We start from the raw sequence: 12,591 nt of genomic DNA, 5'->3' as shown, positions 1-12,591 counted from the left end.
TTCGTAGCGGGGACAGGATTTGAACCTGCGACCTCTGGGTTATGAGCCCAGCGAGCTACCGAGCTGCTCCACCCCGCGTCGTTGTGAACATCACTGTACGGGATCCCGGACCGGCCTCCGACCACCACCGAAAATCCAGGTCCGCCGGGACGGAAAAACGAACACGGCCGAGTGAGAATTTCAGCGGGAGCGGAAGTGGTGGATTTTATTTCCCCGCCGGGCCGACCGCACCGTGCTACTGTGGTTTGAGTTGCAGTTGTGGTTCCCAAAATTTCGAGCACCTCATACCCACTCCTCCTCGGAGGAGCAGAGACGAGTGTTCTTGTTTTTCCGGCGTTTTCCGGGCTGGGCAATCATCGGCGACTTGAGATTCGCACAGTGCGTATCTCTGGGCTGTGCCCCGAAGGAGTAAAAAACATGGCTAATGGCACCGTGAAGTGGTTCAACGCGGAAAAGGGCTTCGGCTTCATCGAGCAGGAGGGTGGCGGTCCTGACGTGTTCGCCCACTACTCGAACATCGCCTCGCAGGGCTTCCGTGAGCTTCAGGAAGGCCAGAAGGTCAGCTTTGACATCGCGCAGGGCCAGAAGGGCCCGACCGCCGAGAACATCGTCACCGCCTGACGTTCACGCGTAACCGCGTAGCTGGGGCCCGCACCTTGGGTGCGGGCCCCAGCTCGTTGCGTTTTTGGATCTGCGGGCCGGCTCGGCCCGCGTGAGCGGCGCGACGGGGAAACCCCGTCCCAGCGCCCCACCGTTCGGCCGATGGACACGCTCCTCGGCTCCCCACCCCGCATGCGGCGCATATTTCGCCGACACATAGGGTGATAATCGTTAATCTGACGTCGATCGAAGTTCGATTCGACTTCGTCATATTTTTTATGCTCCGGCTCATTCTTGTGAATCCTCGTGCGGCCAGATTTCCGCTGCCGAGAACTCCTCGATGTGCGCCGTATCGAGGAAGGTTCTGCATGAACCGCACGACCCGCATGAATGACCGGTCTTCGTCCTCCCGTACGGGTGGATCCAACAGCTCCTACGGCTCTTACGGCGGCTCCTCGGGCTCCGCCGGCCGCTCCTCCGGCAGCCGCTTCGGCTCTTCCGCCCCCAGCCGCTCCGGCGGTCCCAAGCGCTCGGGTGGCGGCGGCTACGGCGGGCGCCGTCCCGCCGCACCGCAGGGCGAGTTCGCCCTGCCGGTCACCGTGGTCCCCGCGCTGCCCGCCGTGGAGGCGTTCGCCGACCTGGCGATGCCGTCCCAGCTGCTCGCCACGCTCACCCGTGAAGGCATGACCACCCCGTTCCCCATCCAGGCGGCCACGCTGCCGAACGGTCTCGCGGGCCGTGACGTCCTGGGCCGTGGCCGCACCGGCTCGGGCAAGACCCTGGCCTTCGGCCTCGCGCTGCTGGCCCGTACGGCCGGCCAGAGCGCCGAGTCGGGTCAGCCGCTCGCGCTGGTCCTCGTACCCACCCGTGAGCTCGCCCAGCAGGTCACGGCGGCCCTCACGCCCTACGCCCGCGCCGTGAAGCTGCGGATCGCCACCGTCGTCGGCGGCATGCCGATCCACCGCCAGGCCGGTGCGCTGCGCGGCGGGGCCGAAGTGGTCGTCGCCACCCCGGGCCGCCTGAAGGACCTCATCCAGCGGGGTGACTGCCGGCTGAACCAGGTCGGGATCACCGTCCTGGACGAGGCCGACCAGATGGCCGACATGGGGTTCATGCCCCAGGTGACCGCGCTGCTCGACCAGGTGCGCCCCGAGGGCCAGCGGATGCTGTTCTCGGCCACCCTGGACCGCAACGTCGACCTGCTGGTGCGCCGCTACCTGACGGACCCGGTCGTGCACTCCGTCGACCCCTCGCAGGGCGCGGTGACGACCATGGAACACCACGTCCTGCACGTGCAGAACTTCGACAAGCAGGCCGCCACGACCGAGATCGCCGCCCGTGAGGGCCGCGTGATCATGTTCCTGGACACCAAGCACGCCGTGGACAGGCTGACCGAGCACCTGCTGAGCAGCGGGGTCCGCGCCGCGGCCCTGCACGGCGGGAAGTCGCAGCCCCAGCGGACCCGGACCCTCACGCAGTTCAAGAGCGGGCACGTGAGCGTCCTGGTGGCCACGAACGTCGCGGCCCGCGGCATCCACGTGGACAACCTCGACCTCGTCGTCAACGTGGACCCGCCGACCGACCCCAAGGACTACCTGCACCGCGGCGGCCGCACCGCCCGCGCCGGTGAGTCCGGCAGCGTCGTCACCCTGGTCCTGCCCAACCAGCGCCGCGACATGGTCCGTCTCATGCAGGCCGCGGGCATCACCCCGCAGACCGCCCAGGTCCGCTCCGGCGAGGCCGAGCTGAGCCGGATCACCGGCGCCCAGGCGCCGTCCGGCGTCCCGGTCGTCATCACGGCCCCCGTCAGCGAGCGGCCGCGGGGAGCCGCCGGCGGCGCCTCCCGTGGCCGTCGCAGCCGGCCCGCACAGGACCGCCGCAGCAGGTCCGCGGCGACCGCCCGGGGGCCGCAGCGCCAGTCCCCGGCCACCTCGGCGGCTTAGGCCGTCCCGTTCGGATCGTGCCTGACCCGGTTCTCTTCTTCCTGTGAGGCAGCATGCGCTTCGTCATCGCCCGCTTTCCGTTCGATCTGACCAAGGCCGGGGTCCTGGAATCGATGAAGGGCGTCAAGCCCGAGCCGATCACCGGTGACTCGGTGGTCATAGGGCGTCGTTCCTACCCCGTGAAGCAGGTCGGCGCCGTCGTCACCCGGCAGGACCGCCGTGACTTCACCGCCGCCGAGGTGATCAGGGCGCTGACCGCCCTGGGCTTCACCTGCCGCCCGCTCGAAACGGTCCCGGCGCCCGCCGTCGGCCTGACCCCGCTCGAGAAGGCGTCGGCCATGCTCGGCGCCCCCTCGGACGGGTAGCGGGAGCCGCGGGAACCACGCGTACGGAGCCCGGGGGCCCGGTCGGCAGTTGCCGACCGGGCCCCCGGGCCTTTGCGTGCCACCCCGGGTCCCGCCCGGCTCATGCCCGGGTCCAGCGCGGGCGCGCCGCCGCGGGGGCGGGCGGGGATTCGGCTCCGTCCAGGCGCAGGCTGCGCAGCGTGGCGTCCGTCTCGCGCTGGAAGTGCGCGTAGGTGATCAGCCGATCCCACAGCGGGTCGGGACGGCCCGGGACGGTGGCCCCGCGCGCCTCCCACTCGCGGGCGAGCTGCTCGTAGACGACCGCCCCGCCCGAGGGGGCGGCGCCGCTGCCCGACTGCTGCCGGGGGATGCCCCGCGCCATCGCGGCGGGGGTGCGCTCGGGTGCCCGGTGCCGGGCCGGGGACGGGGAGACGGCGTGTGGAGTGCCCATGCCCGCCCCAACGATTCTGCGGGGTCCCCGGGTACGCCTGCCGGGCCGGCGGGATGGAGCGCGGGGCTTCGAGCGGGGACCCGCCGGCTCGATCCGTCGGCCCGATCCGTCAGCGAGATCCGTCAGCGCGGCCGGTCAGCCCAGCCGGGTGGGCGATGACGCCGCCGGAGCCAGCAGGCTCGGGGTTCCGGTGCCGTCCGCCGGGACCGTCCAGAGGTCCGTGGTGTCCACGGAGCCCTCGGCGGGCAGGGCGTAGGCGAGGGTCCGGTCGTCGAGCCAGAGCGCCTGATCGTCCACGCTGCGCTTCTCGGTCAGCGGCTGCTCCCGCAACGTCCGTAGGTCCAGCACGTGTTCGCGCCACAAGGACGCACCGCGCTGTACCCGCTTCTTGTACGCGACCCGGGTCTCGTCGGGGGAGAGGGACGGGCACTCGACGTTGGAGGCGAGGGTGGTGACGCTGCGCCGCGCGAGCGAACCCTTCACCAGGTACGTCTGGTTGCCGGTGGCGAGGGTGGCGTAGAAGGTGTCGTCGTCCTTGGAGAAGGTGACGCCCCAGAAGTTGGCGTCGCTCGCGCTGTAGGGGCGGCCGTCCAGCTCGATGGCGAACTTCTCCAGGTCGGGTTCGAGCGCCCCCGTACGGGTGTCCACGATAGAGGTCCGGGTGGAGAAGAACGCGGATCCGTAGGACTCCCCGGTGACGAAGACGGTCCAGGCGGCGAAACGGCCGCTCGGGGAGACCCGGGCCCGCGAGGGGGTGCCCGCGAGCGGGAACTCGCGCCGCGTGCGCAGTTCCGAGTCGACGATCAGGGCCCGGTTCTCCTGGGCGAGCGCGCCCGGCACGGAGCTCAGGCAGACGCCGGTGCCGGCCGCGGCGTGGAACCGCAGGCAGGTGAGGCCCGAGGCGGTCCGCTCGTCCTGCGGTGAGCGGTCCGGTACGGAGACGAGGGCTCCGCGGTGCGGGCCCTGCGCGCCGTTGAGGAAGGCCAGGCCGCCGCGCCGGTCGAGCGTGACCTTGCCCGGGGCGGCCGTCGGGTCGCCCGCGCGGGTCTGCTCCGAGCGGGCGGCGGCGCGCACCACCAGCACGCCGGCCACGCCCCCGAGGAGCAGCACGGCCAGGGCGAGTACGAGCAGCCGGCGTGAGCGCGTCATCGATTTCCTCGGGAGCTTCGGGGGTGCGGGGCCCCGGCGGCATCGCCGTCCGGGGCCGTGGGACGGAGTACGAAACCGGCGACGGCCGCGCAGCAGCACAGGCCGGCCGCGGCGGCGGCGAGCGCCGGGCCCGAGCCCAGGACCGTCCACGCGGCGCCGAAGGCCAGTGAACAGCCGAACCGGGACAGGGCCTGGCCGGTACCGACGAGGGCGATGCCGGTGGCCCGCAGCTTCGCGGGGACGGTCGCGGCGACGGCGGCGGGCAGCACCCCGTCGGTGGCGGCGTAGAACATGCCGTGCAGGGCGAGGACCAGGTAGGGGAGCGCGGGCAGGCCGGGGGCCCACAGGAGCAGCCCGTAGCCGGCCAGCAGGAGGGCGTGCCCGGTGAGGAACACGGTGCGGCGCCCGATGCGGTCCGCGAGGGCGCCCGCCGGGACGGCCAGCAGCAGGAACACGGCCGCGGTCCCCAGGGGGAGCAGCGGGAACCAGCGCTCGCCGATGCCGGTGCGGTCCTGGAGCAGCAGGTACAGGAAGGCGTCGCTGACGGTGGTGAGTCCGAGGAGGGCGGCGCAGCCCGCCAAGGCGCGGAGCCGGGGCAGCCGCAGCAGGCCCAGCGCGTCGCGCAGGTTCACCGCGTCCGGCTTGGGGGAGGCGGCTTTCCCGGGGGGAGCGGCCTCCCGCGGAGCCGGTACGGGCGCCGGGGGAGCGGCGTACTTCGGCCGGGCCGGCCGTGGCTCGGCGCCGGACGGGACGAACAGCAGGAGCACCACGACACCCAGGGCGGCCACGCAGGCGCTGACCCCGAAGACGGCGTCGTACCCGTCGACCGTCAGGCTCAGGATGAAGAACGCGGCGAGCGGCCCGAGCAGGGCCCCGGTGGTGTCCATGGCGCGGTGCACCCCGAAGGCCCGCCCCTGCAACTCGGGCGGCGTGGAAAGGGAGATGAGCGCGTCGCGCGGGGCGGTGCGCAGGCCCTTGCCGGTGCGTTCCAGGGCCAGGATCAGCGCCACCGGGCCGAGGCTGTGGGCGAGCAGCAGCAGCGGCTTGCAGACGGCGGAGAGCCCGTAGCCGATGCCGGCGATCAGCTTGTGGTTGCGGATCCGGTCGGCGAGGTGGCCGCCGGTCAGCTGAACCAGCGCGCTGACCCCGTTGTACAGGCCGTCGAGCGCGCCGAAACCGAGCGGGCTCAAGCCCAGTCCGGCGACGAGGTAGAGCGGCAGGACGGCGGTGACCATCTCGGAGGAGACATCGGTGATCAGGCTGACCGAGCCCAGTGCGAGGACGGTCGAGGCGACCGCGGGTCCGCGGACGGGGGATCCGTCGGCGCTGGTCTTCGCGTCCTCGGGCGCGGAGCGGTCCGCGAGGTACATGCTTTCGAACTCCCGGTCCGGCGTCTGAACTGAACGGTGAGCCAGTCGTACGTGCGAGTGGCACCCTAATGGTTGTACGGGACAACTGGGTCGCGCAGGGCGGGATTCGGCCGCTCAGCCCTGGCGGCTGCTCTCGTCGCGCAGCCAGGTCGAGAAGTCCCCGCTGCTGATGGCCTTGCGGGACCCCCGGCGGGCCGCGAGGGCGGCCACGACGAACACCACCACCCCGGGGAGCAGCCGGGGCTGGGCCCGGAGCAGCGCCCGCAGGTCTCCCGTGCCGGTGCGTGCCGACGGCGGGGTCTCCTGCGGTCCGGACGCCCGCGCCGCCTGGAAGCGCTCCAGTTCGGCGGAGGAAGTGGCCGCCCGCACCCGGCGTTTGATCAGGTCGCCCCAGGTGCGCGGCGGCAGCACCACGACCCTGGCCGACTCCACCACCCGCCGCTCTCCCGGCGCGAAGGCCAGGGACGCGGCCAGATCGTCGGCCATCAGCGGCGGCAGGGCGGCGAGCCGGGCGTGCCCCGGTTCGGACACCGCGATCACCCCCCGCCCGAACAGCCCCTCGCGGACGGCCGGGAGCAGTTGCCAGACCCGGTAGTACGCCCGGACGGGCCAGGCGCAGGCGCCAAGCGGAATGTCCCGGCCGGGGGCCGCGGCCAGGAGGGCCGGGCTGCCGGCGAGGGCTTCGGCGAGGGCCCGTACGTCGGCCGCGCCGACCACCACGTCGGCGTCCACGTAGAGGCGGGGGAAGCCGCGCGCGTGCTCGTCTCCCACCCGAAGTGCCGTGTGTTTGGAAGGAGTCGGTATCTCGACGACCCGTACGCGGGGTCCCCGCGCCGCCGCCACCGCGGCGGTGTCGTCCGTACAGCCGTTGCACACCACGACGATGTCGGTCCCGGAGGCCGGAGTTCCGGACGGATCGGACAGGAGCGCGTCGAGGAGCCGGCCGATGACCCGGCCCTCGTTGTGGGCCGGGATCACGATGCTGGTCACACGGGAAGTATGCATGGTCGAACGCCCGTACCGACCGTTTCCTCCAACTCTCCCCGGGCGTACGCCCGGTGGTCTAGATTGAACGCAGCCGACCGGATTCGGCGTGGTTCGGCAATGCCGTGACTCGCGCCGTGGTCCATTCGGCGCAGGGTAGTTGGGGCAGGTTTACGGGTTCGGCGGCTTGGGGGAACAGGCCGCCTGTCCGTGGCCGGCCGGCGCTAGGGGTGCCGGACGGCCGGGGGGCGGAAGTACGTGCAACACGTACGGCATCGGTCGTGGGGGCCATCACCGTCGGCGGGTCACGCACGGGTCGCGCAGGCGCCCGGCTTGCCCTCGGCGGCACCCCCCTCCTTCGCACGCGTCCCGGCCATGGGTCGTCGACACGCCCGCGGGCGTGCGCGGAAGGAAAGGGAATGCTGTGAAGGACACCGCGAAGGACGCCGGGCGGGACGCCGCGGGCGCAGGTGCGGGGCGGACCGAGCCGTTAGGGGTCGCCGTCGTCGGAGCGGGCTACTGGGGCCCCAATCTCGTCCGCAACTTCCAGTCCAGTCCGGAGTTCAGGCTCCGCTGGCTCTGTGATCTGAATGTCGACCGGGCCCGGCAGGTGCTCGGCACTTACTCGACGGTCCAGGCGACCGCCGACTACGCCGCGGTCCTGGCCGACCCCGAGGTCGAGGCCGTCGCCGTGGCCACCCCGGCCGGAACCCACCTCGACGTGGCCCTGGCGGCCCTGCGCGCCGGCAAGCACGTGCTCGTGGAGAAGCCGCTCGCCGCCACCTACGAGGACGGGCTGCGGCTGGTGAACGAGGCCGAGGAACGCGGCCTCACACTGATGTGCGACCACACCTACTGCTACACCCCGGCGGTGGCCCGCATCCGGGACATGGTCCGCTCCGGGGAACTCGGCGACATCCAGTTCGTGGACTCCGTCAGGATCAACCTCGGACTGGTCCAGAAGGACATCGACGTCCTGTGGGACCTGGCCCCCCACGACCTCTCGGTGCTCGACTTCATCCTCCCGGACAACGTCCACCCGGTCGCCGTCGCCGCGCACGGGGCCGACCCCATCGGGGCCGGCCAGTCCTGCGTGGCCTATCTGACGCTCCAGCTCAACACGGGCGCCATCGCGCACGTCCACGTCAACTGGCTCTCCCCGGTGAAGGTCCGCACCACCATGGTCGGCGGCTCCAAGCGGACCCTGGTGTGGGACGACCTCAACCCCACCCAGCGGGTCGCGGTGTTCGACCGGGGCGTCGACCTCACGGCCCCGCAGGAGATCGGCGCGGACGAGCGCCGCGACATGCTCGTCTCCTACCGGACCGGCGACATGGTGGCACCCGCGCTCGGCGAGAAGGAGGCCCTGCGCAGCATGGTCGAGGAATTCGCCGCGTCGATCAGGACGGGGCGGGCGCCGCTCACCGACGGCCGGGCGGGACTCCAGGTCCTCGACATCCTCGAAGCCGCCTCCCGCAGCCTGGAGTTCAAGGGTGCCGTCGTCGGACTGCGCACCGGACGTTGAGCGTTGACGGCATCGCCCGGGACGCGTGCGGCGCGCCGGGCACAGCAGGAAAGACCATGACCGACTCAGTAGGGGCAGGGCGTTGAGCAGCGTACGAGGCAAGAGGATTCTGGTCACCGGCGGAGCGGGCACGATCGGCTCGCACCTGGTGGACCTGCTGGTGGACAACGGGGCACGCGAGATCGTCGTGCTCGACAACTTCGTACGGGGACGCCGCGCCAACCTGGCCCGCGCCCTGCCCAGCGGGGTCGTGGACCTGGTCGAGGGCGACATCCGGGACATAGCCGCCGTCCGCAAGGCGACCGAGGGGGCCGACTTCGTCTTCCACCTGGCGGCGATCCGGATCACCCAGTGCGCCGAGGAACCGCGGCTGGCCAACGAGGTGATGGTCGACGGGACGTTCAACGTGCTGGAGGCCGCCGCGGCCGCCGGCGTGGGCAAGGTCATCGCCTCGTCCTCGGCCTCGGTCTACGGGATGGCCGAGTCCTTCCCGACCACCGAGCGCCACCACGCGTACAACAACGACACCTTCTACGGGGCCGCGAAGGCCTTCAACGAGGGCGTGCTGCGCAGTTTCCACGCCATGTACGGGCTGGACTACGTCGCGCTGCGCTACTTCAACGTGTACGGCCCCCGGATGGACATCCACGGGCTGTACACCGAGGTGCTGATCCGGTGGATGGAGCGGATCGCCGCGGGCGAGCCGCCGCTGATCCTCGGCGACGGCACGCAGACCATGGACTTCGTCGACGTCCGGGACATCGCCAGGGCCAACCTGCTGGCCGCCGAATCGGACCTGACCGACGAGGTGTTCAACGTCGCGAGCGGCTCCGAGACCAGTCTCCTCGACCTGGCGAACGGGCTCCTCGAGGCCATGGGCGCCGATGGCTTGGCGCCGGAGCACGGACCGGCCCGCGCCGTGAACGGGGTGACCCGTCGGCTCGCGGACACCTCGCAGGCCGCCGAGCGCCTCGGCTTCACGGCCGGGATCGACCTGCGCAGCGGGCTGCGGGACCTGGTCGACTGGTGGCGGGCCGAGCGTGCGGCCGACGCGGAAGCCGCCGCCGTGGAGACCGGCACCGTGGAGGCCGGCCGATGAGCGCCCAGGACGCGGGCGCCGCCCCGGCCCCCGCCCCCGCCCGCATCCCCGTCATGATCCCGTGGCTCGGTGAGGACGAGGCACGGGCCGCCGCCGACGCGGTCCTGTCCGGCTGGGTGGCCCAGGGACCCAGGGTCGCCGAGTTCGAACGGGCCTTCGCCGAGCGGGTGGGCGCGGAGCACGGCATCGCGGTGAGCTCGTGCACCACCGCCCTGCACCTCGTGCTGATCGCGCTGGACCTCGCGCCGGGCGACGAGGTCGTCGTCCCCTCCCTTTCCTTCATCGCCACGGCCAACGCGGTGCGCTACGTGGGCGCCCACCCGGTGTTCGCGGACGTCGAGGAGGCCACCGGCAACCTGACCGCGGCCACCGTGGACGCCGTCCGGACCCCGCGCACCAAGGCGGTCATCGCCGTCCACCAGGGCGGGGTCCCGGCCGACGTGCACGCCCTGCGCGCGGCCTGCGCCGACTGGGGCATCGCCCTGGTGGAGGACGCCGCCTGCGGGATCGGCGCCACCGTCGGCGGCAAGTCGGTCGGCCAGGGGGCGCTGCTGGCCGCCTGGTCCTTCCACCCCCGCAAGGTGATCACCACCGGCGAGGGCGGCATGGTGACCACGGACGACGCCGCCTGGGCCGAGCGGCTGCGCCGCCTGCGCGAGCACGGCATGAACGTGTCCGCGGCGCAGCGGCACGCGAGCAGCAAGCCGATCGCCGAGAGCTACCTGGAGGTCGGCTACAACTACCGGATGACCGACATCCAGGCCGCGGTCGGGCTGGTGCAACTGGGCAAGCTGGACGAGATCGTGGCCCGCAGGCGGTTCCTCGCCGCCCGGTACGGGCAGCTCCTCGCCGGTGTCCCCGGCCTGACCCCGGTCAAGGACCCCGGCCACGGCGAGGGCAACTTCCAGTCGTACTGGGTGCTCCTGGCCGAGGACTTCCCCGTCGGCCGCGACGAACTGCTCGCGGTGCTGGCCGAGGCCGGGATCTCGGCCCGGCGCGGGATCATGGCCTCCCACCTGGAGCCGGCGTACGCCGGTCACGGCGCGGCGGCCCTGCCGGTGACCGAGCGGATCACCCGCGACTCGCTGATCCTGCCGCTGTTCCACACCATGACAGAGGAGCAGCAGGACCGGGTGGTGACGGTGCTGCGCGAACAGGCCGACGGAGGATGAGCGGGCCCCACGGTCCCGCGACCGGAACGGCGCCGACCGAAACGGCGCCGACCGAGGAGCTGCTCATCGTCGGCGCGGGCGGCTTCGCCCGGGAGACCGCCCAGGCCGTACGGGACGCGGAGGCCGCCGACCTGGCGGCCGGCCGGGCCCCGCGCCGGCGGCTGGTCGGGCACCTGGACGACGACCCGGCCCTGCACGGACGGGAGGTCGACGGGGTGCCCGTCCTGGGCGGCACCGGCCTGGTGCACGAACGCCCGGCCGCCCGCGTGGTGGTCTGCGTCGGCAGCCCCCGCGACTACGGGGTACGGGCCCGCCTGGTGCGGCGCCTGGCCTTGCCCGAGAGCCGGTACGCCACCGTGGTCCACCCCACGGCGGCGCTCTCCGGGTCCTCGGTCCTCGGACCGGGCACGGTGCTGCTCGCGCACTGCGTCCTGACGGCCGCGGTACGGGTGGGGGCCCACGTGGCGGTCATGCCGCACGTGGTCCTCACCCACGACGACGAGGTCGGGGACTTCGCGACCCTGGCCTCCGGGGTCCGCCTCGGCGGCGGGGTACGGCTGGGGCGCGGGGCCTACGTGGGCGCCGGCGCACTGGTCCGGGAGTACATCGAGGTCGGCGCCTGGTCGCTGACCGGGATGGGAAGCACGGTCCTGGCCGACGTACCGGCCGGCGAGGTGTGGGCCGGAAGCCCCGCCCGCCGGCTGCGCGAGGCGGGGGGCCCGGCGCTCGACGAGCTCCGGGCCGATGAGTTGGAGAACGGCCTCGAGCCGGAGACACGGATGGGGAGCACAGCCGCATGAACCAGATACCGCTCGTCGACCTGAAGGCAGCGCACGCCGAGGTCGCGGACGAATTACGTGCGGGATTCGACCGGGTCCTGGCCGACACCGCCTTCATCGGCGGCGAGGAGGTCCGGGCCTTCGAGCGCGAGTACGCGGCCTTCGCCGGAGTCGGACACTGCGTCGGCGTGGCCAACGGCACCGACGCCCTGGAACTGGCCCTGAGGGCGAGCGGCGTGGGCGTCGGCGACGAGGTCGTGCTGCCCGCCAACACCTTCATCGCCACCGCCGGAGCCGTCGCCCGGATCGGCGCCAAGCCGGTGCTGGCAGACTGCCTCCCCGACACCCTGCTGCTGGACCCGCAGGCCGCGCTCGACGCGGTCACCGGGGCCACCCGCGCGGTGGTCCCGGTCCACCTGTACGGGCAGTGCGCCGACACCGCCGCGCTCGCCGCGGCCCTGCCCGCGCACGCCAAGCTCGTCGAGGACGCCGCCCAGAGCCAGGGAGCCTCCCGCGAGGGCCGCACCCCCGGCAGCGGCGGGATCGCCGCGACCAGCTTCTACCCGGGCAAGAACCTCGGCGCCTACGGGGACGCGGGCGCGGTGGTGACCGACGACGAGGAGAGCGCCGACCTGGTCCGGGCGCTGGCCAATCACGGCGGCGTCGCCAAGTACCGGCACGACGTGGCCGGTTTCAACAGCAGGCTCGACGGTCTGCAGGCCGTCGTGCTGCGGGCCAAGCTGGCCCGGCTCGCCGACGGGAACGAGGCCCGCCGGGCCGCCGCCGCCCGCTACGACGCGCTGCTCGCGGACCTGGCGGCCACCGGACGGCTCACCCTGCCGGTCACGGCGCCGGGCAACGTCCACGTATGGCACCTGTACGTCATCCGGGTCAGCGGCGCTGACCGCGACGCGGTCGTGGGCAAGCTCAACGCGGAGGGCATCGGCGCCGGCGTGCACTATCCGGCCCCGGTCCACCTCACCCCGGCCTTCGCCCACCTCGGCCACGGCAGCGGGGCCTTCCCGCACGCCGAGCTGGCCGCCGACCGGATGCTGTCCCTTCCGCTTTTCCCGCAGATCACCGCCGCCCAACAGCAGCGGGTCGTGGACGCGCTCTCAGCAGCGCTGCGCTGACGCTCCGGCGTCGAATCACCAAGCCCCTCCCAAATGAGGTTC

12 protein-coding genes and 1 tRNA gene are annotated in these 12,591 nt (G+C 72.7%); 8 read left to right on the top strand and 5 right to left on the bottom strand.

Annotation, left to right across the window (positions count from 1 at the left end):
* Positions 1–4 precede the first annotated feature (4 nt).
* Positions 5–78: transfer RNA gene (locus ACFYYB_RS00530), tRNA-Met, on the bottom strand.
* Between the two features lie 339 nt (positions 79–417).
* Between ACFYYB_RS00530 and ACFYYB_RS00525 the strand changes: the two genes are divergently transcribed.
* The 3 genes from ACFYYB_RS00525 (at position 418) to ACFYYB_RS00515 (ending at position 2,908) form a co-directional block, all read left to right on the top strand.
* The gene (locus ACFYYB_RS00525; RefSeq protein ID WP_053678014.1) at positions 418–621 is read left to right on the top strand and encodes a cold-shock protein; all 204 of its coding nucleotides are present in this window, start codon (positions 418–420) and stop codon (positions 619–621) included.
* Between the two features lie 347 nt (positions 622–968).
* Positions 969–2,543 carry a DEAD/DEAH box helicase gene (locus ACFYYB_RS00520; RefSeq protein WP_389432319.1) on the top strand — a complete coding sequence of 525 codons (1,575 nt, stop codon included), beginning with the start codon at positions 969–971 and terminating at the stop codon, positions 2,541–2,543.
* Positions 2,544–2,596: 53 nt separating this feature from the next.
* Entirely contained in the window at positions 2,597–2,908 is a 312-nt protein-coding gene (locus ACFYYB_RS00515) for an SCO5918 family protein (protein WP_389432318.1), read from the top strand.
* A gap of 100 nt (positions 2,909–3,008) precedes the next feature.
* Here the strand turns inward: ACFYYB_RS00515 and ACFYYB_RS00510 are convergent, their stop codons facing one another.
* The 4 genes from ACFYYB_RS00510 to ACFYYB_RS00495 all read right to left on the bottom strand — a co-directional run bounded on the left by ACFYYB_RS00510 (position 3,009) and on the right by ACFYYB_RS00495 (position 6,847).
* Positions 3,009–3,338: a hypothetical protein gene (locus tag ACFYYB_RS00510; RefSeq protein WP_389432317.1), complete on the bottom strand. Its 330-nt coding sequence runs from the start codon at positions 3,336–3,338 to the stop codon at positions 3,009–3,011.
* Positions 3,339–3,473: 135 nt separating this feature from the next.
* Complete coding sequence (locus ACFYYB_RS00505) at positions 3,474–4,487, bottom strand: TolB-like translocation protein (protein WP_389432316.1); 1,014 nt, start codon at positions 4,485–4,487, stop codon at positions 3,474–3,476.
* Positions 4,484–5,857 (bottom strand): MFS transporter, encoded by a 1,374-nt coding sequence (locus ACFYYB_RS00500; protein ID WP_389432314.1) that lies wholly within the window; start codon positions 5,855–5,857, stop codon positions 4,484–4,486. Before ACFYYB_RS00500 ends, ACFYYB_RS00505 begins: the two co-directional genes overlap by 4 nt.
* Before the next feature lie 114 nt (positions 5,858–5,971).
* On the bottom strand, positions 5,972–6,847 hold the full coding sequence (locus ACFYYB_RS00495; protein ID WP_389432312.1) for a glycosyltransferase: 876 nt from the start codon (positions 6,845–6,847) through the stop codon (positions 5,972–5,974).
* Between the two features lie 418 nt (positions 6,848–7,265).
* On the opposite strand from ACFYYB_RS00495, the gene ACFYYB_RS00490 reads away from it, so the two are divergent.
* From ACFYYB_RS00490 to ACFYYB_RS00470, 5 genes are all read left to right on the top strand, one after another.
* On the top strand, positions 7,266–8,366 hold the full coding sequence (locus ACFYYB_RS00490) for a Gfo/Idh/MocA family protein (protein ID WP_389432311.1): 1,101 nt from the start codon (positions 7,266–7,268) through the stop codon (positions 8,364–8,366).
* Between the two features lie 82 nt (positions 8,367–8,448).
* Entirely contained in the window at positions 8,449–9,465 is a 1,017-nt protein-coding gene (locus tag ACFYYB_RS00485; RefSeq protein WP_389432310.1) for an NAD-dependent epimerase/dehydratase family protein, read from the top strand.
* Complete coding sequence (locus ACFYYB_RS00480) at positions 9,462–10,637, top strand: DegT/DnrJ/EryC1/StrS family aminotransferase (RefSeq protein ID WP_389432308.1); 1,176 nt, start codon at positions 9,462–9,464, stop codon at positions 10,635–10,637. Before ACFYYB_RS00485 ends, ACFYYB_RS00480 begins: the two co-directional genes overlap by 4 nt.
* Positions 10,634–11,437, top strand: a complete 804-nt coding sequence (locus tag ACFYYB_RS00475) for a NeuD/PglB/VioB family sugar acetyltransferase (protein ID WP_389432306.1) — start codon at positions 10,634–10,636, stop codon at positions 11,435–11,437. The genes ACFYYB_RS00480 and ACFYYB_RS00475 overlap by 4 nt, the downstream gene beginning before the upstream one ends.
* Complete coding sequence (locus ACFYYB_RS00470; protein ID WP_389432305.1) at positions 11,434–12,549, top strand: DegT/DnrJ/EryC1/StrS family aminotransferase; 1,116 nt, start codon at positions 11,434–11,436, stop codon at positions 12,547–12,549. The genes ACFYYB_RS00475 and ACFYYB_RS00470 overlap by 4 nt, the downstream gene beginning before the upstream one ends.
* Positions 12,550–12,591: the final 42 nt, after the last annotated feature.

The organism is Streptomyces sp. NPDC002886 (assembly GCF_042888445.1).
In the GTDB taxonomy this organism is placed as follows: Bacteria; Actinomycetota; Actinomycetes; order Streptomycetales; family Streptomycetaceae; genus Streptomyces.
The sequence above is the reverse complement of the archived record's forward strand: the minus strand, read 5'-3'. Positions and strand labels throughout refer to the sequence as shown.

Excerpts from the sequence above, each read along its gene's own strand:
- ACFYYB_RS00525 (WP_053678014.1), top strand. The coding sequence starts at position 418 with ATGGCTAATGGCACCGTGAAGTGGTTCAACGCGGAAAAGGGCTTCGGC.
- ACFYYB_RS00510 (WP_389432317.1), bottom strand. The coding sequence starts at position 3,338 with ATGGGCACTCCACACGCCGTCTCCCCGTCCCCGGCCCGGCACCGGGCA.
- ACFYYB_RS00520 (WP_389432319.1), top strand. The coding sequence starts at position 969 with ATGAACCGCACGACCCGCATGAATGACCGGTCTTCGTCCTCCCGTACG.
- ACFYYB_RS00505 (WP_389432316.1), bottom strand. The coding sequence starts at position 4,487 with ATGACGCGCTCACGCCGGCTGCTCGTACTCGCCCTGGCCGTGCTGCTC.
- ACFYYB_RS00480 (WP_389432308.1), top strand. The coding sequence starts at position 9,462 with ATGAGCGCCCAGGACGCGGGCGCCGCCCCGGCCCCCGCCCCCGCCCGC.
- ACFYYB_RS00470 (WP_389432305.1), top strand. The coding sequence starts at position 11,434 with ATGAACCAGATACCGCTCGTCGACCTGAAGGCAGCGCACGCCGAGGTC.
- ACFYYB_RS00475 (WP_389432306.1), top strand. The coding sequence starts at position 10,634 with ATGAGCGGGCCCCACGGTCCCGCGACCGGAACGGCGCCGACCGAAACG.
- ACFYYB_RS00515 (WP_389432318.1), top strand. The coding sequence starts at position 2,597 with ATGCGCTTCGTCATCGCCCGCTTTCCGTTCGATCTGACCAAGGCCGGG.
- ACFYYB_RS00500 (WP_389432314.1), bottom strand. The coding sequence starts at position 5,857 with ATGTACCTCGCGGACCGCTCCGCGCCCGAGGACGCGAAGACCAGCGCC.